The organism is Paenibacillus sp. sgz302148 (assembly GCF_056120465.1).
This window is the reverse complement of record NZ_JBVYOJ010000006.1, coordinates 307,186-329,085: the sequence shown is the minus strand read 5'-3', so window position 1 is coordinate 329,085 and position 21,900 is coordinate 307,186. Positions and strand designations below refer to the sequence as shown.

Annotated in this window: 16 protein-coding genes; 13 read left to right on the top strand and 3 right to left on the bottom strand. The window is 55.1% G+C overall.

The genetic code is table 11. The features are described from left to right. Positions 1 to 331: 331 nt before the first annotated feature. Positions 332 to 3,745, top strand: a complete 3,414-nt coding sequence (lacZ, locus tag AC0LWM_RS11650) for a beta-galactosidase, LacZ type (protein WP_474675102.1) — start codon at positions 332 to 334, stop codon at positions 3,743 to 3,745. Positions 3,746 to 3,902: 157 nt separating this feature from the next. Then, positions 3,903 to 5,255 carry an immunoglobulin-like domain-containing protein gene (locus AC0LWM_RS11645; RefSeq protein ID WP_474675101.1) on the top strand — a complete coding sequence of 451 codons (1,353 nt, stop codon included), beginning with the start codon at positions 3,903 to 3,905 and terminating at the stop codon, positions 5,253 to 5,255. Between the two features lie 220 nt (positions 5,256 to 5,475). Here the strand turns inward: AC0LWM_RS11645 and AC0LWM_RS11640 are convergent, their stop codons facing one another. After that, complete coding sequence (locus tag AC0LWM_RS11640; protein ID WP_474675100.1) at positions 5,476 to 6,828, bottom strand: ArsB/NhaD family transporter; 1,353 nt, start codon at positions 6,826 to 6,828, stop codon at positions 5,476 to 5,478. A 473-nt stretch (positions 6,829 to 7,301) separates the two neighbouring features. Between AC0LWM_RS11640 and AC0LWM_RS11635 the strand changes: the two genes are divergently transcribed. Continuing rightward, the gene (locus AC0LWM_RS11635; protein WP_474675099.1) at positions 7,302 to 7,964 is read left to right on the top strand and encodes a hypothetical protein; all 663 of its coding nucleotides are present in this window, start codon (positions 7,302 to 7,304) and stop codon (positions 7,962 to 7,964) included. 69 nt (positions 7,965 to 8,033) lie between these two features. Here the strand turns inward: AC0LWM_RS11635 and AC0LWM_RS11630 are convergent, their stop codons facing one another. Further along, positions 8,034 to 8,924, bottom strand: a complete 891-nt coding sequence (locus tag AC0LWM_RS11630; protein WP_474675098.1) for an AraC family transcriptional regulator — start codon at positions 8,922 to 8,924, stop codon at positions 8,034 to 8,036. A 165-nt stretch (positions 8,925 to 9,089) separates the two neighbouring features. Between AC0LWM_RS11630 and AC0LWM_RS11625 the strand changes: the two genes are divergently transcribed. The 9 genes from AC0LWM_RS11625 to AC0LWM_RS11585 all read left to right on the top strand — a co-directional run bounded on the left by AC0LWM_RS11625 (position 9,090) and on the right by AC0LWM_RS11585 (position 18,976). Beyond that, positions 9,090 to 10,817, top strand: a complete 1,728-nt coding sequence (locus AC0LWM_RS11625) for a glycoside hydrolase family 31 protein (protein WP_474675097.1) — start codon at positions 9,090 to 9,092, stop codon at positions 10,815 to 10,817. A gap of 918 nt (positions 10,818 to 11,735) precedes the next feature. Continuing rightward, positions 11,736 to 11,996, top strand: a complete 261-nt coding sequence (locus AC0LWM_RS11620) for a ribbon-helix-helix domain-containing protein (protein ID WP_474675096.1) — start codon at positions 11,736 to 11,738, stop codon at positions 11,994 to 11,996. 5 nt (positions 11,997 to 12,001) lie between these two features. After that, on the top strand, positions 12,002 to 13,354 hold the full coding sequence (locus AC0LWM_RS11615) for a DNA polymerase III subunit beta (RefSeq protein WP_474675095.1): 1,353 nt from the start codon (positions 12,002 to 12,004) through the stop codon (positions 13,352 to 13,354). A gap of 37 nt (positions 13,355 to 13,391) precedes the next feature. Further along, positions 13,392 to 14,066, top strand: coding sequence for a response regulator transcription factor (locus AC0LWM_RS11610; protein ID WP_474675094.1), 675 nt, complete (start codon positions 13,392 to 13,394; stop codon positions 14,064 to 14,066). After that, positions 14,063 to 15,439 carry a sensor histidine kinase gene (locus tag AC0LWM_RS11605; protein ID WP_474675093.1) on the top strand — a complete coding sequence of 459 codons (1,377 nt, stop codon included), beginning with the start codon at positions 14,063 to 14,065 and terminating at the stop codon, positions 15,437 to 15,439. Before AC0LWM_RS11610 ends, AC0LWM_RS11605 begins: the two co-directional genes overlap by 4 nt. 59 nt (positions 15,440 to 15,498) lie before the next feature. Next, positions 15,499 to 16,413, top strand: coding sequence for an ABC transporter ATP-binding protein (locus AC0LWM_RS11600; protein WP_474675113.1), 915 nt, complete (start codon positions 15,499 to 15,501; stop codon positions 16,411 to 16,413). Continuing rightward, entirely contained in the window at positions 16,410 to 17,123 is a 714-nt protein-coding gene (locus tag AC0LWM_RS11595) for an ABC transporter permease (RefSeq protein ID WP_474675092.1), read from the top strand. Before AC0LWM_RS11600 ends, AC0LWM_RS11595 begins: the two co-directional genes overlap by 4 nt. A 1-nt stretch (position 17,124) precedes the next feature. Continuing rightward, positions 17,125 to 17,853: an ABC transporter permease gene (locus AC0LWM_RS11590; RefSeq protein WP_474675091.1), complete on the top strand. Its 729-nt coding sequence runs from the start codon at positions 17,125 to 17,127 to the stop codon at positions 17,851 to 17,853. A 199-nt stretch (positions 17,854 to 18,052) separates the two neighbouring features. Continuing rightward, positions 18,053 to 18,976 (top strand): nucleoside hydrolase, encoded by a 924-nt coding sequence (locus AC0LWM_RS11585; protein ID WP_474675090.1) that lies wholly within the window; start codon positions 18,053 to 18,055, stop codon positions 18,974 to 18,976. Between the two features lie 65 nt (positions 18,977 to 19,041). Here AC0LWM_RS11585 and pyrH read toward each other — a convergent pair whose 3' ends face one another. Then, the gene (pyrH, locus tag AC0LWM_RS11580) at positions 19,042 to 19,782 is read right to left on the bottom strand and encodes a UMP kinase (protein WP_474675089.1); all 741 of its coding nucleotides are present in this window, start codon (positions 19,780 to 19,782) and stop codon (positions 19,042 to 19,044) included. 607 nt (positions 19,783 to 20,389) lie between these two features. Here pyrH and AC0LWM_RS11575 point away from each other — a divergent pair. Further along, the gene (locus AC0LWM_RS11575; protein WP_474675088.1) at positions 20,390 to 21,370 is read left to right on the top strand and encodes a sugar kinase; all 981 of its coding nucleotides are present in this window, start codon (positions 20,390 to 20,392) and stop codon (positions 21,368 to 21,370) included. The last annotated feature ends 530 nt before the right edge of the window (positions 21,371 to 21,900 follow it).

Below are 21,900 nucleotides of genomic sequence, written 5' to 3'. Positions count from 1 at the left end.
AAGAAGTATCTCGATATGAAAGAGTACTACGATTGGCGAAAGACCCAAAATCCAAAAGTACCTGTGTAATCCTAAACGAGGATTTTACACACAATATTGGACTTGACCGTTTCTGATGAGAATAACTGCACTTTTGCATATTTGCGCCGGACTGTTGAAAGTTCGTATTCCGGAAATTGAAATGCCGGTAGCACAAACCTGTAACATAAATACTTGCATCATTTATACCTGCAATTTATATAACCGGCGATTTATTCATCATACATTTTTCACCCGCGAACGAATGCGCCGAGCTGATAGCGCTTGCCGTTATTCCGGGAGGGAGGACAATATGGAAGCATCGATTCAAAAGAAAACCGGGGGCGCATCGTCCCCTTACGATTGGGATAACTTGACCGTACTGCACCGGAACCGGGAGCGGAGCCGGGCGTATTTCGTGCCGTTCGGCAGCGTCTCGGAGGCGCTTACGTTCGAGCGCGGCTTGTCCGACAGGTTCATGCTGCTGAACGGCAGCTGGCACTTCTATTATGCGGCGTCGCCGTTCGAGGTGCCGGAAGGGTGCTGCGCCGCCGAATACGACAGTAGCGGCTGGGATCGCATCCCGGTGCCGAGCCACTGGCAGCTTCAGGGTTACGGTAGGCCGCATTATACGGATTTGTATTATCCGTTCCCGTGCGACCCGCCGCATGTGCCGGTCGAAAATCCGACCGGCGTGTACCGCAGGACGTTTGCGGTACCTGCCGATTGGGCTGATCGGAGCGCATTTTTGAAGTTCGAAGGCGTCGACAGCGCATTTCACGTTTGGGTCAACGGGCAAGAGGTCGGCTACAGCCAAGGCAGCCGGTTGACCTCGGAGTTTGACGTGACGCCGTATTTGCGGCCGGGCCGCAATGTGCTGGCCGTGAAGGTGTACCAATGGTCGGACGGTACGTATATCGAGGACCAGGATATGTGGTACTTGAGCGGCATCTTCCGCGACGTGTACCTGATTGCGCAGCCGAAGCTGCATGTGCGGGACTTTGTCGTCCGCACGGAGCTGGACGCGGCGTACCGCGACGCGGTGTTGAGCGTCAAGGCGCTCGTAGCTTGCCCGGCGGGCGTGGTTCCGGCAGCAGGCGCGAGCCTTACGCTAACGCTAATGGACAGCGACGGGGAGACGGTCGCCGAGGCGGTGCAGGCTGTCGTCGGGAGCGTGAATGGCGCAGCGGAGCAAACGGTGGTCGGTAGCGTCAATGGAGCAGGAGCGGGCGAAGGTGATGGCGCCGATGCCTGTACCGGTGCCGGTGCCAAAGAAATTAGCGTCCAGTTCAAGCTGAATATCGACAATCCCGCCAAATGGTCGGCGGAACAGCCTTCGCTGTACACGCTGCTGCTGACGCTGACGGATGCGGACGCTGCGGTGCTCGAAGCGATCCCAAGCCGCGTCGGCTTCCGCTCCGTCGAGGTCAAGGACGGGCTCATGCACGTGAACGGCGTGCCGATTATGCTGCACGGCGTCAACCGCCACGATCACGATCCGGATCTCGGGCGCGCCGTTTCGCTGGAGTCGATGGTCCGCGACATCGTGATGATGAAGCGGCATAACATCAACGCCGTACGGACGGCGCATTATCCGAACGATCCGCGGTTCTACGAGTTGTGCGATCAATACGGGCTATACGTGATGGACGAGACCGATCTCGAATGCCACGGCGTCGAGCTGATCGGAGACGCGAGCATGCTGAGCAACGACCCGGCATGGCAGGCAGCCTATGTCGACCGGATGGAGCGCATGGTGGAGCGGGACAAAAACCATCCGTCGATCATCATGTGGTCGCTCGGCAACGAATCCGGCTTCGGCTGCAACCAGGAGGCGATGTCGGCCTGGTGCAAATCTGCCGATCCGACGCGGCTGATCCATTATGAAGGCGACCGCGAGGCGAAAGTATGCGACGTCGTCAGCACGATGTATTCGTCGGTCGAGAAGCTGACCGGCCACGCCCAGAAGGAGCTGGACAAACCTCATATCGTGTGCGAATACGCGCATGCGATGGGCAACGGCCCGGGCGGGCTGAAGGAATACGACGAGACGTTCCGTACTTATCGAAGACTGCAGGGCGGCTTCGTCTGGGAATGGGTCGACCACGGCATTCGCCGGTTCACGGAGGACGGACGGGAGTTTTTCGCTTATGGCGGTGATTTCGGGGATTACCCGAACAACGGCAACTTTGTCGTGGACGGGCTTGTATCGCCGGATCGCGTGCCTTCGCCGGGGTTGATCGAATATAAGAAGGTCATAGAGCCGGTCGAAATCAAAGCGGTCGATTTGTCGAAGGGGATCGTCGAGCTCACTTCACGTTACGATTTCATTTCGCTGGAGCACCTTGCGCTGACGTGGAGTGTCGTTGCCGATGGCGAAACGCTGCAGAGCGGTCGGCTGCCGCTGCCGCACATCGGCCCGCGCGCAACCGGAACGGTGAGCGTGCCGGCGCGGCTCCCGAAACGTCCGCTGCCGCAGACCGACTATTGGCTGCACGTCGAGCTTGCGCTGGCGGCCGATACGGTATGGGCGAAGCAAGGGCACGAGGTGGCGTGGGCGCAGTTCCTTCTGCCGGTTGAGGCTGTTGATGCACCAAGCGCCGTAGGGGCCGGCCGGAACACGACCGGCGCTGCTGCTCTAAGCGACTCAGTCGCAATGGAGCAAGCGGCATCAAGCTCCGGAGCGGGAGCTGCCAGCCCGATCAGTGCTGCCTCACAAGCGCCAAGCAGCACAGTCGACGCGACAGTCATCATGTCGCCGGCGACGAACACCGCCGCCGACCCAGCTGCAGGCACCATGTCCCCGCCGCCAAGCGCCATCGCCTCGCATCGATGCACGGAAACGGCGAGCCTGCTCACCGTAGCAGGCGCCGACTTCCGGCTCAGCTTCGATAAAATCCGCGGCGTGCTGCAATCGTGGCAGCATGCCGGCGTAGATTTGCTGCGCCGCGGGCCGAAGCTGAACATTTGGCGCGCGCCGATCGACAACGACATGTACGTTGTCGAGGACTGGCGCAAGGGCTGCCTGCATTTGATGCAGCAGCGCGTCCAATCGTTCGCCTGGCGCCAAGACGGCGATACGGTCGTCTTCGAATGCGACATTCGCTTCGCCCCGCCGGTATACGATTGGAGCATCGACTGCTCGTTCACGTACACCGTGTCGGCGGATGGCCGAGTCGACATCGAGCTGCGCGGCGAGCCGCAGGGCAAAAACCTGCCCAAAGCGCTGCCAAGGCTAGGCCTAACGATGGAAGTTCCGCAGCAATTCGACCGGGTAACCTGGTACGGCCGCGGCCCGGGCGAGTCATATGCCGACAGCAAGCTCGCCAATCGGGTTGGCGTATACGAAGCAACGGTCGACGAGCTGTACACGCCCTACATCTACCCGCAGGAAAACGGCAACCGAACCGATGTTCGCTGGGTCTCCATAACGGATAAGCGTGGATTTGGCTTGTTTGCGGCAGGCTTGCCGCAGCTGGAGTTCAGCGCACACCGGTATACGGCGAGCGACTTCGAGCAGGCGAAGCATGTGACCGATCTCGTGAAGCGCGATTTCGTTACGCTGAACCTTGACTACCGGCAAAACGGCCTCGGCAGCAACAGCTGCGGGCCGGGGCAGCTACCGCCGTACGAGCTGACGCCGCATGCATTTTCCTTCACGGTGAAGCTTCAGCCGTTCAGCAAGGACGCCGCGTCGCCCGTTGCGCTTGGCAAACGGATGAGGTAGTAGGAGTTTCAACGAAAAACTATCAAAGCTTAATTACTGATAAAACTTTTAACCTGTCAGCGGAAAATATTCCAGGTACCCCCTAAAAGCTAGCCTACTGTTCCGAAGCATATGGTAAAGTGTACCATACCATTCTGAAAAGGTAGGTTGAAAACGAATGAAGAAGGTTTCTTTCGCAATTGTATCAGCACTTGCATTATCGCTTGCCGTCACGGGTACGGCGATGGCCAAGCCAAACGGCAAAAACGGTCAACATAAGACCGGCCTGGAGAACGCGCTTGACCACGTGAAAAACCCGAAAGCCAGAGAAGCGATCAAACGCGCGATGGAAAGGCAGAATCAGAAGGAAGAGGACGAGACAAAAACCGACCAGCAGATCGTGGCAGCGGACAAAGCGGCGCTGACGATCGGATTCGCTACGGGCGACACGGCCGCTAGCGTCACTCAGGCGCTGAACTTGCCGTCCACGGGCAAAAACGGTTCGGCAATCAGCTGGAAATCCAGCAACACGGCGGTTATTTCGGATGACGGCAAGACGGTCGTTCGCCCGGCAAACGCCGATATCAAAGTCGTGCTGACCGCGACAATCAAGAAAAATGAGGTCATCGCAACAAAAACGTTCGAACTGACGGTAAAATCCCGGCTTACGGACGCGCAGACCGTCGCTGCCGATAAAGCGGCGCTTACGATCGGATTCAGCGGCAGCGACAATGCGAGCTTCGTCACTTCGCCGCTGACGCTTCTGTCCAAAGGCAAAAACGGCTCATCCATCACATGGGTCTCCAGTAACCCTGCCATCATTTCGAACGACGGCAAAACGGTAAATCGCCCGGCGATTGGCCAAGGCGACGCTGCGGTAACGCTTATTGCGACGATCTCGAGCAACGGAGTAACCGACGTGAAGCCGTTTGCGCTCGTCGTGAAACAGCAATTGACTGACGCGGAGAAGGTAGCCGCCGATAAAGCGGCGCTGTCGATCGGATTTGCGCAAGGCGACTCCGCAGCCAGCGTGACGACGAAGCTGACGCTTCCCGCCACCGGCATGAACGGATCGGCGATCGCTTGGGTGTCGAACGCGCCGGCCATCGTTTCCAATGACGGGAAAACCGTCAATCGTCCCGCAGCCGGCCAAGGCGATGCAACGGTCACGCTGACCGCCACGATCGCAAGCAACGGCGTAATCGACGTCAAGACGTTCGCCATTGTCGTGAAGCAGCAGCTTACCGACGCACAAAAAGTCGCGGCCGACAAAGCGGCGCTGTCGATCGGGTTCAGCGGGACGGACACTGCCGCCAGCGTGACGGCGAATTTAACCTTGCCGACCGTCGGTGCGAACGGCTCTTCCATCGTATGGTACAGCAGCAATACTTCCGTGATCGCCGATAATGGTACGGTCGTTCGTCCGGCTGCAGGTTCCGGCGACAAGACGATAACATTGAGCGCGATTATCGTGAAAGATGCGGTTTTTGAAACGAAGATTTTCAACGTTACGGTTAAGCAATTGCCGTAAGGTCAGTACGGCAACAACAAATCGCCCTCCTTCTTGCCATGGCGGCAGAGGGAGGGCGATTCCTGTTTCCATGGCTCTTCATGGTGTAGTTTCCGGGGTGCTTGGTGGCGTTCCACCCAAACCTTTTTATACAAACCGGCATATTGTAGGAAGTGCATTCTCTATAGCCTCTTTGATGAAGCGACCTTCCGTGCAGAAGGCCGCTTTTTTTCCGGGGAATTTAGAATAACCAAGAAACCCAATAAGCCAATATGACTAAGGTAAAAAGGACGGTAATCGGGATAACCGTTGCCGTGACTTTCAAGTATTGCCCCCAGCTGATTTGGACTTTGCCCTTTTTCAAAATATGCATCCACATTAGCGTGGCGAGTGTCCCGATCGGCAACAGCAAGGAACCGATATCGCTGCCGATGACGCTGGCCAGATACGATATTTTCAACGTAAGCGGGTCGAGCCCCATATTCGTCAACGTGAGCGTGCCTACCATCAGAGCGGGGTGGTTGTTGAACAGGTTCGACAGCAGGGATAACAAACCGCCCATCAAAACGCTGGCATGCAGCAGGCTGCCCGAAACGATCGGCTCTAGCTCACGAATCAGCCATTGGGTTAATCCGATATTATTGAGACCGTAGATGATGACATACATACTAAACGCGAAGATGAGAATATACCAAGGCGTCTTGCGGATCATGTCCGTCGGCGGCACTTTGAGGTAGATCCACCGCCATGCCAGCAGCAGGGCCGAACCGATGATCGCCATGTAAGAAACCGGGAAATGGATATACGATGCGATGAACAAGCTGATTCGGACGCAGAACACGAAAATCAGAATGTTGCGCATGTACTTGCCCCGTTTTTCCTTCGGAATGATCGGAACCTGCTCCTTTAAGGGGTGAGTTCCTTTATCAGGGGCGTAATGCCAAAATCCGAGACTCATCTTCGGCAGCTGCTTCGGCAGCGTTTTGTAGAATGTTCCGAACAGAAGCAGCGTCATCAGGACAAGCCCAAGGGAAGCGGGCACGAACATCATCGCCGTATGCATGTACAGGTCCATGTTGACGATCTTCAACGCAATCAGGTTGACGATATTGCTGACGCCGATCGGCGCGCTGGACGCGGTCGCGATTAAAGCGCCGGAAATCAGATAAGGCAGCTTCTGGGCGTTCTTCAACCCTAGATGATGAAGAATCATAAGCAAGATCGGCGTCGTAATCAAGATGCTTCCGTCGTTGTTGACGAACAGCGTCATCAGGAAGCAGAACAGGTTGGTCAGCCAGAACAGCCGTATTCCGGACCCCTTCGCCTTCTCCGCCAGCTTCTCCGCAGCCCAGTGGAAAAACCCGAAGCTCTCGAGCACGATCGCCATAACGATCGTAGCCATGATCGTGACGGCCGCACCGCCGATCGTTTCGGTTATCAAGCCTAAATCCGCCAAGGTGACGCTTCCGCTTAATAAAACAAGAATAGCTCCGACTGTTGCAGGTATCGCTTCATTCACATAAGGGCGCCAAAATATAAATCCGATGGTGCAAATAAATGAGGCAATCGTTATGAATATCATTAAATCGTGCATGCTGCTTAACCTCTCTTCTAAATGGATTTCGCAGAGTCGTCCGCCCTATGATCTCTGCTTCTCTATCACAACGAATCTATCTAGAAAAGCCATAACCTCACTCCTCTAATAGATGACTTGGATATTCATTTGTATAGTATGTATAAGTAACATAGCGTGTACTAAGCGATTCCCTATCTTCTATCAATTTCTGCTCTTATCTATCAATGGCATTTTGCTATAGCGGATGATTGACTGTGGAGGACGGAAGACCTATATGAAGAGAGAGTAGAAGCGATTCAATCGGCCGGTCGGCTGAAATACATGCCTAAAAAACCCCCCTTTGGCCTGGGAGGTTGAAATGGTAATGGAGGTCGGGAGCGCATTGGCAATTTCGTGATTGTCACGATGACAAATGTAACTATTCCGCGTGACGCGGGCTGCCCTATAATGACGGAAGCCAAACAAATTGTAAATTAAAGGAGTTCGTCAAAATGAAAAAAACAATGATCGGAACACTCTCCAGCGTTGCCATCGCCGCGATGCTGACACTGCCATCGATGGCTTTTGCAGCTGAGGAAAAAGCGCCTGCGCCCGTACCGCCTAAGCCGAGCAACGTGAAGCTGGAAACGGCGGGAGAATTTACTTCCTTGCAAATTGGCAAGCAAGTGTACACGTTCAACGACAAAGAGCAATTATTCCAAACGATGGGTGCCGAGCAAACAGGATCGCTACAGGACTTGTTCGTGCTGCCGTACGGTCCGGAGCAAATCCCGTTTATCGTCGTTAACAATGCGAAAAACGGCCTGATGGTATTCAGCGATCTGTGGCCGAAGCTTGCCAAGGACAAAGCTAGCGACAAAGTGGAAGCTTACGACGCTGGACGGCTGTTCTACACGGCGCAAACGAAAATCGTCAGCAAAACGTCCCACCATTACGCGGAGCAAACGGGCAAAGAGGTTGTGGCTTACACGGCTAACGATTTTGACGATCTGAAACAAGGCTACCATGAATCGATCCGCGTAACCGGCAAGCTGCGCGGCCTGATCCTGTACGATTGCTGCCCGTATCTCGTCGTGGAGAACGACAAGAAAGAACTGATCGTGTACCACGCCGGTGAAAAAGGCGCCGAGCAAGCGGGAACGATCGACCTGTAATACTGAATTGTACTAAAAAGGGCCGATGGCCATGAAAAAACGTCCTGCCGGGCGGCGAGATTTCGCCGACTAGCGGGACGTTTGTTTTCGGAACTGCATCGGGGTGCACCCGCGATATCGCTTGAATAGTTCATCCAGATAATGAATCGTGCCGAATCCGGATTTCTCCGCGATCAGCGTAATCGGCCAATCGGTATCCCGAATAAGCTCCTCCGCCTTACCTACCCTGAATAAGTGAACGTACTCCATAAACGTGCGCCCGACGGCATGCTTGAACACGCGGCAGAAGTGATACGGGCTCATGCCTGCAATGCCCGCGGCTTGGCCGATCGTTATTTTCTCGTCGTAATGCGCCTCGATAAATGAAATGACCTGCTTGAGCCGCTCCATATTGCGTGCTGCGGCTTCGTCTTTGCGCCCTCTCCCCGGAGCAGCTTCGCCGTATCGCCGGGCAAGTTGGGTGAGCAGGAGGAGCAGGTGCGATTTGATCGCGAGCTCGTATCCCGGCTGTTTGCCGGTGAACTCCTCTACGATTGAACCAATGATGGAGGACCATACGCCATAATGCTCGTCATGGGGCTGTACGAGCTGAGGCAGCGCCATGCGACCGGTCAGCAGGGAACCGAAGGCGACATGGTTCAGGTCGGAGCTGGCAAGACGATGGCGATCGAGCAAGATCGTATAATAATTCGGCAACTTTTCGATCAGATAGCCGCTATGAATGACGCCTTCCCCGATGACGAAAATATCCCCTGGTTTTCCAATATAAGAAGTGCCCCCAATATGCAGCTCCACTTCTCCGTCGTAAACCGTAATGATTTCCAAACACTGCTCGTGCCAATGCGGAGGGAAGATTGTTGTCCCCGCGCCTTGCGGCTGAAACAGGTTAAACGGGTATACGTCGCTCAACATCATCAAATATTGATTGTTACCAAGGTTGGCTTGGCCTTCACCGGACACGGAAATCCCTCCTCCACCGCAAGATCGTTTAATAATTCCGCAATATCGGCGATAGAATGTGATGCCATTGTACCTTATGATGAAAGCAAAGTGAAGACAATTCGCGGTGGGGATCAGGCAGGTAATGTATGACACATGACACCGACAGAAGAGGGGAGCCATACGATGGGAAAGCAGCGATTGGAGATTGTTTTGCTGGAGGGAGAAGCTTGGTGGGGAGGTGACATTCAGGACGGGCTGTCGATGCCGTTCGGAAGTGCTGCTTTCGAACGCGACTTGGGCAAAGGGACGACCGGCAATCAGGCGGTGCCGCTGCTCGTATCGAACCGGGGGCGGTATGTCTGGTCGGAGGAGCCGTTCCGTTACCGCTTCGAGGACGGCAAGCTGACGGTGGAAAGCGAGAGCGGCGGCGCTTTGGCGCAGGAGGGTGACCTCCGCCAAGCGACGCCGGTGGGGTCTGGCGAAGAAACGGCTGAACGGGAGTCGGCAGGCTTTTCATCTCAACATGCAACGCTCACTCGAGGTGGCGGGACGCTGCAGGACGACGGTCCAACCGCTAACGAGCGCAACCCGGGAGCCGCGGGCGTCGGAAGCATCGTCTTCGGCGAGGGCTACGGCAATGTACGCGGGGCGTTTCATGCGGTGGCGAAGTCGTTTTTCCCGTCCACGGGAGAACTGCCGGAGCCATTATTCTTCACCGCGCCGCAATATAACCTGTGGATCGAGCTGCAATATTTGCCGACTCAGGAGAAAACGCTCGCCTATGCGGAGGCGGTGCTCGCGGGCGGCATGCCGCCCGGCGTCATCATGATCGACGATAACTGGATGGAGGATTACGGCGTCTGGAAGTTCCGCGCAGATCGTTTCCCCGATCCGAAAGCGATGACGGACCGGCTGCATGAGCTCGGCTTCAAAGTAATGCTGTGGACGTGCCCGTTCGTTAGCCCGGACAATGCCGCGAACTTCCGCGCTCTGGAGGGTAAAGGCTATCTGCTGCGCGACGAAAACGGCGAAACGGCCATCCGCCGCTGGTGGAACGGTTACAGCGCGGTGCTCGACTGTACGAACGAAGAAGCGGTCGCTTGGTACCATGGAGAGCTGCGCCACCTGATGGAGACGTACGGTATCGACGGCTTCAAGTTCGATGCGGGCGACGCGTACTTCTACCGCGCGACTGATCGCAGCGCCGTCCCGCTTCATCCGAACGGTCACTGCGAAGCATGGGCGAAGGTGGGCTTGCAGTACCCGCTCAACGAATACCGGGCATGCTGGAAAAGCGCCGGGCTGCCGCTCGTCCAACGTCTCGGCGACAAAAACCACAGCTGGAAGGCCGACGGACTGGCGTCGCTCATTCCGTTCGGGCTCGCGCAAGGACTTGCCGGGTACGCCTACATTTGTCCCGATATGATCGGGGGCGGCCAGATCGGCGACGTGGAGAACAACCCTAATTTCCGCGTCGATCAGGAGTTGTTCGTCCGTTATGCGCAGTGCTCGGCGCTGTTCCCGATGATGCAGTTTTCGACCGCGCCGTGGCGCGTGCTGGATGCTGAGCATCTCGGCTATTGCGTCGACGCGGCGAAGCTGCACGCGGAATACGCCGACGTCATCATGGAGCTGGCGCGCCATGCCGCGCGGACGGGCGAGCCGATCCTCCGCCACATGGCGTATGTGTTCCCGGAAGGCGGCTTCGAGGCCGTGCGCGACCAATTCATGCTAGGAGACGACATTCTCGTGGCGCCGGTCGTGGAGCAAGGGGTGCGCAGCCGCGTCGTGAAGTTCCCGCAAGGCACATGGCAGGGCGACGACGGCAGCACGGTTGCCGGGCCGTGCGAGCTTGAGGTGGCTGCGCCGCTATCGCGCTTGCCGCGGTATCGCCGCAATAATCGCGTTTGACGACGTAAGCGGCGTTTAGTGCGTGCAAGCGTCGCTTGAAATGAAAAAGGGAGCGGATATCCGCTCCTTTTTTCATTTGAACAGCAAATTGCTCGCTATTCAGCTTGCTCTCGACTCAGATGCCTTTCAGCCAATAATTTCTGAAATTCAGAAGCTTTTTTCTGAAATGATGGGCAAAAAGAGAATTCGGAGTGCAATTCAGAAATTTTTTTCTGAAATTAGCCAAAATTTTCTGTATTTCAGAAATTAATTTCTGAATCTTTGGTGGAACAGGTGAAATCATAGGATTTTCAGAAATGATCTTCTGAATTTCAGCCAAAAATTTCTGAGTTGCTGGCAATAAGAGAGGAGTGATTGCACCAATCCAATTCTGAGTCGCAATATCCATGAGAAGAATCAATTAGTTGTCTAACAGAATGACGAACGGTTCAACACAATAGTGACTCATAGGTGCGGAAACAATTCTTAACCTGCGAAAATCAAATGTCGATATCCCCTTCGTTCAGGAGGGAGAAGAACGTGCAAAATCAAATGTCGATATCCCTTTCGTTCAGGTGGGAATGACCAGCCAAAGTCATTTATCGATATCCCCTTCGCAGGAGGGGGATGAACGTGCAAAATCATATGTCGATATCCCCTTCATTCAGGAGGGGATGCTGCTTATATCTGCGGAGCAAGATCCGCCTCTTGGAAGCGCTCGTTTTAAATACCATATTTGCCGTGCATACCGATAAGGATTTCCGGGCCGATTGAAGCGGGACAGCCATGCTGTCATTATGACCATCCTGAGCGAAGGGGATTTCGGCAAAAGGCACATGAAGCAACGTTTCACTTGTTCGGAAGACGGAACTGTGCTACAGTGAAAATAACAATATTTTGAAATGGGTTACCAAATTCAAAAATGGCAGGTGATCGAATTTGACCGAAAAAGAGATCAAGCTGGGCGTCCCCGGGCAGGAAGGACAAGTCAGCTTTGTGTTCAGCAGAGGAGGGTCGCGGGAAGGGGCCGGCCGAAAAGCAATCGGCGAAACGAAGAAGATTTCGTTGACGTTGTCCCGCGAAGTCTGGAATCAGCTCGAACAATGCTGCGCCGCGGGCAATGCATCCCGTTCCGAGGTCATTCGTGAAATGATCGAGCAATATTTTGCAAGAAACGATGATTTTGAGCAAAGCCGGTGAAATATATGTTCATAGAAATCTCCCAAGAGCGCTTGTCCGAGGCGCTGCAGCATGTATCCAGAGCCGTTTCGCAGATCAGCCCGATTCCCGTTCTGACCGGAATTCAGTTTACGGCACAAGCGAATGAGCTGATTTTAACAGCGTCCCGTTCAAGTATGACCGTACAATACACCTGTTCGGCGCCGAGTGACGGATTGGCGGTTGTCAGGCCGGGTCGTGCCGTCGTACCGGGACAGCATGTTTGCCACATTGTGCGAAAGCTGCCGCCCGGGCCCGTTATCATTGAAACGAATGAGGACCGGATCACGACGATACGTTCCGGTTCCGTCGTATGCCGGCTATGCGGCATGGACCCGGAGCTGTTCCCCCAAATCCCTTCCATCGAAGATCCGGTTGCTTCCGTATCGATGCAGGGCGAGCTGCTGCAGTCTCTTGTCCGGCAGGTCGGGTTTGCGGTTTCCGCTTCGGAGACGAGGCCTGTATTAACCGGGGTGTTGGCACAGTTCCATGATCGCGAGATCCGGTTCATCGCTTCCGACGGAATCCGTTTGGCTTCAAGGACGGTTCGGTTATATCACGAAGGCAGCAAGGGGCTCGTTGGTCCGATTAACCGGGCTAGTAATGCCGGCTTTGACCTGGCCAACTCTGCTCTGACTGCCGACTCCGCTATTGCTGGGCGCGCAGTACGCGACACCGCCAGCTGCACTGTCAGCGGTACAGTCAGCGACACCGCCAGCTGCACTGTCAGCGGTACAGTCAGCGACACCGCCAGCGGTTCTGTCAGCGGCTCCGCTGGCACGTTTGTCTCCGCCGGTCTTCACGATATCGTCATCCCGGGCAAAAACTTGACGGAGCTCGCCCGAATGATTCAGGACGAGCCAAGCGTCGAGGTGCTGATTTTAGCGAATCAGATTGCATTTCGGACTGCGAAGCTGCTCGTTTTCTCCGCTTGGCTTGAAGGGACATTCCCTCCCGTCCACGGACTCATCCGAACCTCGCATGCCACGGAAATTGTGCTTGAAACGCAAGTTTTGCTGCACGCGATGGAACGCGTATGCTTGATTGCGGGGGAGCATCAGATCGTGAAGCTCGCCGCCACCACGCACGGCACGATGGAGCTGATCTCCGAATCGCACGGAGTCGGAGATTTGCAGGAAGAGATTCCGCTTGTGCAAATCCAAGGCGAACCTTTAGTCGTCTATGTTAACGGCAAATTCATGCTGGACGTGCTGAAGGCTGTCGATAACGGCAGGCTGCGGCTGCGATGCTCCGGTAGCGAGCGTCCGATCTTCATCGAACCCGGCGAGGACGGGGCGGACTGCTATTATATCGTGACGCCGATCCGTTCCCGCAAATAAGAAGCGGAATCGTACCGTTAGGAGATGTGACAATACAATGCGAAAAAATCTGTTATACATTGAAGACGATCCGGAAATCGGGCGGTGGGTCAGCGAAGATTTAAAGGAGCGGGGATACGGCGTCGTATGGCTTACTTCCGGGGAAGGCGCCTCGGAGCAAATGGCCGACTGCGATTTGGTCGTTCTCGACGTCATGCTTCCCGGCTTGGACGGTTTTACCGTCGGGCAGCGGCTGAAGCGGGACTATCCCGAGACGCCGATTCTGATGCTGTCGGCCCGCACGGCAATCGACGACAAGCTGCATGGGCTGCAGTTCGCCGACGATTACGTGACGAAGCCTTTTCACCCCGATGAGCTTGCCGCCCGTATTGACGTGCTGCTTCGACGCTCCAGCAAATGGACGCCGGCATTGCTTCAGCTCAGGCATTTGAACGTTTCAGTCGAGGAAAGCCGGATCGTCGACACGCGGACGAACGAAGAAATTGCGCTGACCGGCAAGCAGTTTCAAATTTTCATGCACCTGCTGCGTCATCCGAACCAGATCTTGACCAAAGAGCAGCTGTTCGAAGCCGTATGGGGCGAAGCCTATTTGGAAGGTGACAAGGCGCTGATGGTCCATATCCGGCATTTGCGCGAGAAGATCGAGCTCGACCCCGGCAACCCGGAAATTATCGAGACGATCCGCGGCATCGGATATCGGGTGAAGCTATGAAGCTGCGCCATTCCCTGCTTGTCCGGTATTTGACCATCGTTATACTGGCCTTGCTCATGTGGCCGCTCATGATTCCGGTCGCGACGATTGCTTATAACGTGCCGATTTGGCTAACGGGGAGCGAAGAGGTGCGCAGTTTATATACGAGCAGCCGAGAGCTGGAGAACATGTGGCATCGCGAGGCGAAGGCGTTGTCCGGAAATGCGCCGGATGTTGTCGACGAGCGGCTGCGCGAGTTGAAAAACCGGTATGCTGAAGCGTCGGTATTCTGGGTGGACAGCGGCGGTACGCTGAAGCTGGCGCTTCCGGAAAGGAACGATTTGCCGAAATTATGGCGGGCGAGCGAATCGATCCAGTTCATGAAATCCAGCATCGGCGGCGATCCGTTTACGGTCGTAGCCTACATCGGCGGCGATCCCAAGCATGGGTTCATGGTGTTCCAGGTACCGCGCATACTGTTGCATAACCAAGCGGAGCAGCTCAGTGCTAATGCCGTAATGGCTCTTATCCTGATCATGTTCACGCTGTTCATCGTATTCTCCTGGTTGTTCTTTTACCGGATCCGCCGCAGGCTCGTTCGTCTACAGAAGGCGATGGACAAGCCGGACGAAAGCGGAATCCCGTCTTCGCTCGAGGTTCATAGGCAGGATGAGATCGGGCAGCTCGAGCAAGCGTTCAACCGGATGATCGGTGCATTGAAATTAAGCCGAGAGCGGGAGCTGGAGGAAGAGCAACTGCGCAAGCAGCTGATCGCCAACCTGTCGCACGATTTGCGGACACCGCTGACGGCGATTCGCGGCCATGCCCATTCGCTGCGCCATGAACAATTAACGGACAAAGGGGCGGCTTCACTTGTCCTCATCGAGTCCAAAACCGAATATATGGGAAATTTGATGGAAAATTTGCTGTCGTACACGCTGCTGTCCGCAGGCAAATACCCGCTGCGGCTCCAAACGATCGATATGGTTCGCTCGCTGCGTACCGCGGCGGCGGCTTGGTATCCCGTGTTCGAGAAAGAAGGGCTCGAAGTCGACGTGCATCTGCCGGATCACGCCGTATATGCGACCATTGATCCTGCGTGGTGGACGCGCATCGTCGATAACTTGCTTCAGAACGTTGTTCGTCATGCAAAAACAGGACGTTATGTGTCCATCAGTCTGGAAGAAACCGTCCATGGGAAATTGACGGTTGCCATTAAGGACAAGGGCCGGGGCATGAAGGCGCACTCGGAGGAACAAGGGGCCGGCATCGGACTGACGATCGTTTCGATGATGGTCAAGGAGATGGGGCTCGGCTGGGATATCGAAAGCATGCCCCAGGGCACGACGGTCAAGCTGATCCTGAACGAAACGAAAAAATTAAACGAATCTTAAACTTGACGTTCCTTTCATCTTAACCTTCGGCAGGTAAGATAATGACCGAGGTGAAGGAAATGAACGAAATGATTATTCAAACAAGCGGGTTGTCCAAACATTACCGCTCGCGGAGAGCGGTCGACAGCGTTAATCTCGATATTCGCCGAGGCGATATTTACGGCTTCCTCGGCCCGAACGGAGCGGGCAAAACAACGACGATTCGGATGCTGCTCGGCTTGATCCGTCCGACGAAAGGCACGATTCGCATATTCGGGCGCGAATTGAATCGGGAGAAGCTGGCGATTTTGCGCAAAATCGGCTCTTTGGTGGAATATCCGTCGTACTACGGCCACTTGACCGGTTATGATAACCTGGAGGCGATCCGCTGCATTCTCGACGTGCCGAAAACGCGCATTGACGAAGTACTGGAGACAGTACGCTTGACGAAAGAAGCGAAGCGGCCGGTCAAAGGGTATTCGCTTGGCATGAAGCAGCGGCTCGGCATCGCTTCCGCTTTGCTCGGCAGCCCCGAGCTGCTCATTCTGGACGAGCCAACGAACGGCCTGGATCCGTCGGGCATATTGGAGATGCGCGAGCTGATCAAGAGCATGCCGAAGGAGCATGGCATTACGGTGCTCATATCGAGCCACTTGCTCAGCGAGGTGGAGCAAATGGCGACCCGAGTCGGCATTATTCGCCAAGGCACGATGATATTCCAAGATTCGATCGATACGCTGCGCGCACGCGCCAAGAGCAAAATTCGGATCGCGGCATCGGACCCCGAGCGGGCGCTGCGCGTCGTATCCGCAACCGGCTGCCATGCGGTGCTGGAACAAGGAGCGTTGCTGCTCGATCCGGTTTCGGACGCAAAAATCGCCGCGGCCGTGCAGTACTTGGTCGAAGCGAATCATATGGTGTACCGGGTCGAGGAGCTTACGACGTCGCTTGAAGATATTTTCCTCGACATGGTCGGGGAGGGGATCAGCCTATGATACTCCGGGCGCTGTCGGCTGATTTTTTGAAAATCCGCCGCAAAATGATCTGGTTTCTCGTCTTTCTCGGTCCGATCGGCGTCGTGGCTCTGACTGCGGTGAACTTTGGCTTGCGCTACGATTATTTGACGAAGCTGTACGCCGCCGACTTATGGGGCGGTTTGATCAGCAGTATCGGGTTTTTGTCCGTTCCGGCCCTCATGTTCGGGACAACGCTGATCACGTCGATGGTGGCGGGTATCGAGCATGGGATGAATTCGTGGAAGCAGCTGCTGGCGCTGCCGATTTCGAGAACGAGCGTATTTACGGCCAAATTCCTGCTATGCTCCTTGCTGCTGCTGACTTCTTGCGCGGTACTCATTCCCGGCATGATTCTGCTCGGCACGCTGCTTGGCTTCGGAGAGAATTTCCCTATATTCAAAATCCTTCAATTGGCCTTCTATCCGTTTCTGGCCGCCCTGCCGATTCTGGCCTTGCAGCTGTGGCTTTCGGTGACGATGGCCAATCAAGCGGTTCCGTTAACGGTCGGCATATTCGGAACGATGCTGACGATGTTCTCCTTCGGCCTGCCGGATTGGGTCGTCTGGAAATGGCCGATGCTGAACAACGCGGCGCACAAACCGGAGTATTCCGTTTATGCGGGACTTGCGGCCGGCATCGTCGTGCTCGCGCTGGCGTTGATCGACTTCTTGCGACGGGATGTGAAATAAAATGAAATCGTTCCTACTCATATTGCGATCCGAATGGCTGAAGCTTAGAAAATCGAACATATGGCTGCTTATTCTGGTCAGCCCAATCTTGACCACGATGCTTGGCATGGTGTCCCGGAGGGACGAGGGCTGGCTCTACTTGCTGAGCGAAATGTCTGCCCTCCATGCGATGCTGTTTATCCCGCTGCTGACCGGCGTGTTCGCCGCCTTTGTGTGCAGATACGAGCATGCCGGCGGCGGTTGGAAGCAGGTGCTGGCCCTGCCGGTATCGCGGACGTCGCTGTACGTGGCGAAGCTGTCCGTCGTAGCCGCATTGATGGCGGCGATGCAGCTGTTGTTTCTAGCGGGGTTGCTTGCGCTGGGGGCGGTCAAGGGCATTCAGGAAAGCGTCCCTTGGATGGAGATCGGACGAAGCCTGCTCGGCGGTTGGGTCGCGTCGCTGCCGCTGGCCGCGCTGCAAATGGCCGTTTCGGTTGCGTGGGCGAGCTTTGCCGCGCCGCTGGCGCTCAACGTGATTTTTACACTGCCGAATATGCTTGTGGCGAACTCTGCGGATTACGGTCCGTATTACCCTTGGGCGCAGCCGATGCTGACGATGATTCCTCGGGAAAAAGGCTACGGCTTCGGCGCGTTCAACGTGCCGCTAGATACGCTGCTGTATGTGATTGTGGGCGGCTTCCTGCTGTTCTTTATTTCGGGATTGACGTATTTCCGCAGAAAAGAAATTTGATTGTTTGATCTTTTTTTTGATAGAAATGGGCCAAAGCGATTGTCCGGGACAAGCGGAGCTTGTTTGCAGACAATCGCTTTTTTGCTATTGTTGCCGAAATCGCATTCCAAAAAAATGATGGTGAACTTTCTCGATCTGTGATAATAAATGATTTAGGAATAATTTAGGAGTGCATTCATTCGAAAAGAGGGATTATCCGATGACTTCACCTGTAAAAGTGATCCTCGACACCGATATTGGACCCGATTGCGACGATGCGGCGGCCTTGTCTATCCTTCATGTTTTGGCTGATCGGGGGGAAGCGGAATTATTAGGGGTGACGCATTGTACTTCGAGTCCATGGGGCGCGGGCTGTATCGATGCGATCAACCGGTATCATGGGCGTCCGGATATTCCGGTCGGCACCTTGAAGGAGCCCGGATTTCTAGTAGAGAAATCGTACGAGAAATATAACCGTTACATCGCGAATACATACCCGAATCGCTTTGCGGATGGCACAGGAGTGCCGTATGCGGTCGTGATATTCCGCGAGCTTCTGTCGAAGGAAGCGGACGGCAGCGTCGTTGTCATTGCGATTGGTCCCTTGCCGAACTTGCGTAACCTGCTCCAATCCGGTCCGGACCGTTACAGCGACCTGGACGGCATCGAATTGGTCCGCCGGAAAGTATCCGAGCTCGTCGTGATGGGCGGCGCTTTCCCGTCAGGCAACGAGTGGAATTTCGAGATGTGCCCGCAGTCGGCACGGTACGTCGCCGAGTCTTGGCCGACTCCGATCATGTTCAGCGGTTTTGAAATCGGCCACGACATCGTGACAGGCGAGCGGTTGTTTGCGGATGCGCCGGAGGACAATCCCGTACGCAAATCGTATGAATTGTATCTCGGACAACCGGGAGGAAGGCACAGCTGGGACTTAACTGCCGTCTTGTATGGCGTTCGGGGGCTGGCCGATTATTGGGATATGCAGACGGGCGGAAATGTGGAAGTGAGCGATAATGGAGCGAACCGCTGGGTGGATTCCGAGGGCGGAAGCCATAGCTATCTTACGAAGAAGATGGAGCCGAAGCAAATCGCCAATTTGCTCGATGACCTGCTTGTACAACGATTCTCGACGAACGAATCATAGATAACGAGAGCCGCCCCGGTGTAATCGAGAGCGGCTTTTTCATTGCCATGCGGCGGATGTTTAGGTTATTCGTCGTACGAAAGCTCCGAATCCTGGCTGATCAGCGTCCCGTTCATTCGACCTTCGCAGATGGCGCGCATCGTGCCCGGACGGTCGAAATTGAACACATGAATCGGCAAGCTGTAGTCCCGCGCCAGTATAAAAGCCGATTGATCCATCACCTTGAGGTTCTGGCTGATGACGTCGTTGTAGTGGAGCGAGCTGTATTTGCGCGCTTCGCGGTTCACCTTCGGATCGGCGCTGAACACGCCGTCCACCCCTTGCTTGGCGACAAGCAGAGCCTGGCAGTTCACTTCGATCGCCCGCTGCACGGAAGGGTAATCGGTCGTCACATACGGCTGGCCGTTGCCTCCGGCGAAGATGACGATGTAGCCTTTTTCCAGATGGTGAATCGCTCGCAGCCGAATGTAAGGTTCCGCAACGGAGGTGAGCGGGATGGCTGTCATGACGCGTACTTCCTTGTCCGTCTTCGCCTTCAGCACGCCGCGCAGCATCAAGCTATTGACGACGGTCGCCAGCGTCCCGATATTGTCCGCCTCCGCCCGTTCGATGCCCCAGCTTTCCGCCATGTTGCCGCGAAAAATATTGCCCCCGCCGATCACGATCGTCACCTCGACGCCCATGTCGACGACGGACATGATTTCGCCCGCGATATAGTCGAGCCGCTCCGGCTCAAAGCCGAATTCGCTTTGCCCCGCGACGGCCCCGCCGCTTAATTTGATCAACACTCTGGAATACCTGTTCACAGTAAGCCACCTCCCTGAAAAAATAAAAACACCAAAGCCATTACGCTTCGGTGTTCATTAAACGGAAATATGAAAATGAAAAGGAAGATGGATTCGAATGAATGCAGCCCCGGCTTTTCCTCATACTTCCGCTCCTCTCTATGATTTGTGATTTCGAAAAAACTTCCTCCAAAAATGCATCCTCGAGAAGACTCCGTCGGAAGTTTTTCTTATTGTAACCTTAAGCCGGCCGGTAAGCAACAGCTTATTTGTAATTTCTCGCGGGTGAATGCAGTTGCCTTTCGCCGTCGTGATGCGACATCGGCTTAAATTGGATTGCAGTGTGGAGAGGGTAGCCTATATAATCGATTATAGCAAAAGCAAGATAGCGTCATGAGCTAGGTAGCAGCAAGGCTAGGTAGCAACAAGGCTAGGTAGCAGCAAGATAGTAAAATAGCAAATGCAAACGGTAACATATAGATATGCAGTGCAAACATAGATAAAATGCTAACTGCATATGCAAAGTTCAAGAGCAAAGCATCAAATCAAATATATTCATTTGCAAAATAACATTGGTGTGCCTCTCCAGGGCGGCATCCTGAAATAAGCAAAGAATGGAGTTTATGCCATGACGCATGCGAATCATGCTGCAATTGAAGGACAAGCAATCGATAACGGCCATCCCGAAGTCGTGACGTTCGGCGAAACGATGGCGCTGCTGCGGCCTTTGTCCGGCCGGGGGCTGGAAACGAGCGCCCTGCTGGACAAGTCGTTCGGCGGCGCGGAAAGCAACGTCGCGATCGGAGTGGCGCGCCTCGGCCACCGCGTGGGCTGGTTCGGCCAGCTCGGCGACGATCCGTTCGGGCGGATGATCATAAAGGCGATCCGCGGCGAAGGCGTTGATGTGTCCGCCGCAAAGCTGACCGGCCTGGCGCCGACGGGCATCATGATGCGTGAAACCGTCGGAGGGCGGACGTCGGTTTATTACAACCGCCGATCCTCGGCGGCCAGCATCATGGAGCCGGGCGACCTGAACGAGGATTACATCAAGCGTGCAAAGCTGCTGCATGTTACGGGGATTACCGCGGCGTTAAGCGCGAGCTGCCGGGAAACGGTGTTCGCCGCAATCGACATGGCGAAAGCGCATGGCGTGCCGGTCTGCTTCGACCCGAACCTGCGGCTCAAGCTGTGGAGCATCGACGAAGCGCGCCCGGTGCTGCTGGAGCTTGCCGCGCGGGCGGACTACTTCCTGCCGGGTTACGATGAACTGAAGCTGCTGTTCGAAACCGAGGATTGGAACGTGATGCTAGACCGGCTCGGGCAGCTGGATGCGGTTTCCGTCGTCAAAAGCAAAGGATTCGACAATGTGCTGGTCGAACGCGGCGAGGCGACGGTCATTCCGTTTGCGCCAGCCGAACGTGTCGTGGATACGGTCGGAGCCGGTGACGGTTTTTGTGCCGGATTCATCGTTGGCTTGCTGAAGCAGCTTGGCCATGCGGGAGCGATTCGTCTGGCCGCAGCGGTCGGTTCGCTTGTCGTGCAGACGGAAGGCGACTGGGAGGCGCTGCCGACTTGGGCGCTGCTGAATGGCGGCCATGTTGAGCGATAAGCCGCAAGCGTTAGGCGCGAACAAGGCTCGGTCCGAGGTGTTGTTAGTCCGTTCGTTTAAGAATGAGGCCGTTTGCTTCAATAAATGGAAAACATGCATGTATTTTTGATTAAATTGATGCTGGTCGGTAAACAAATGGATTTCATGTATCTATTTCGGGCATAACTTCTTTGTGAAGGGCATTTTGACGAAAATAACAGCATGAATTCCATTTGTTATGTTTGAAATGGCTAGATAGGGCGAAATTTACTGCATGTTTTCCAGTTGTTGCGTGCAAGAATCGCAGGTCGGAAAAAATCATTATAAAGATGCAAGCCCTTGCGATTCGCATTCCAAAGTTTTACGATAGCAGTAACTTACTTGAACTCGGAGGTACCCATCAGTCCAATGGATAACTAACACGTGTTTCCCAAGCAACTTGAATCGATAACATTCAAGCGAATTCTGCCGAAGGCGGAGCGAACGGGATACGTGTGTAGATTTCCAGGGACGGATAAGGGGCTTTTTTTATGTTTTATTGACATGCTTTC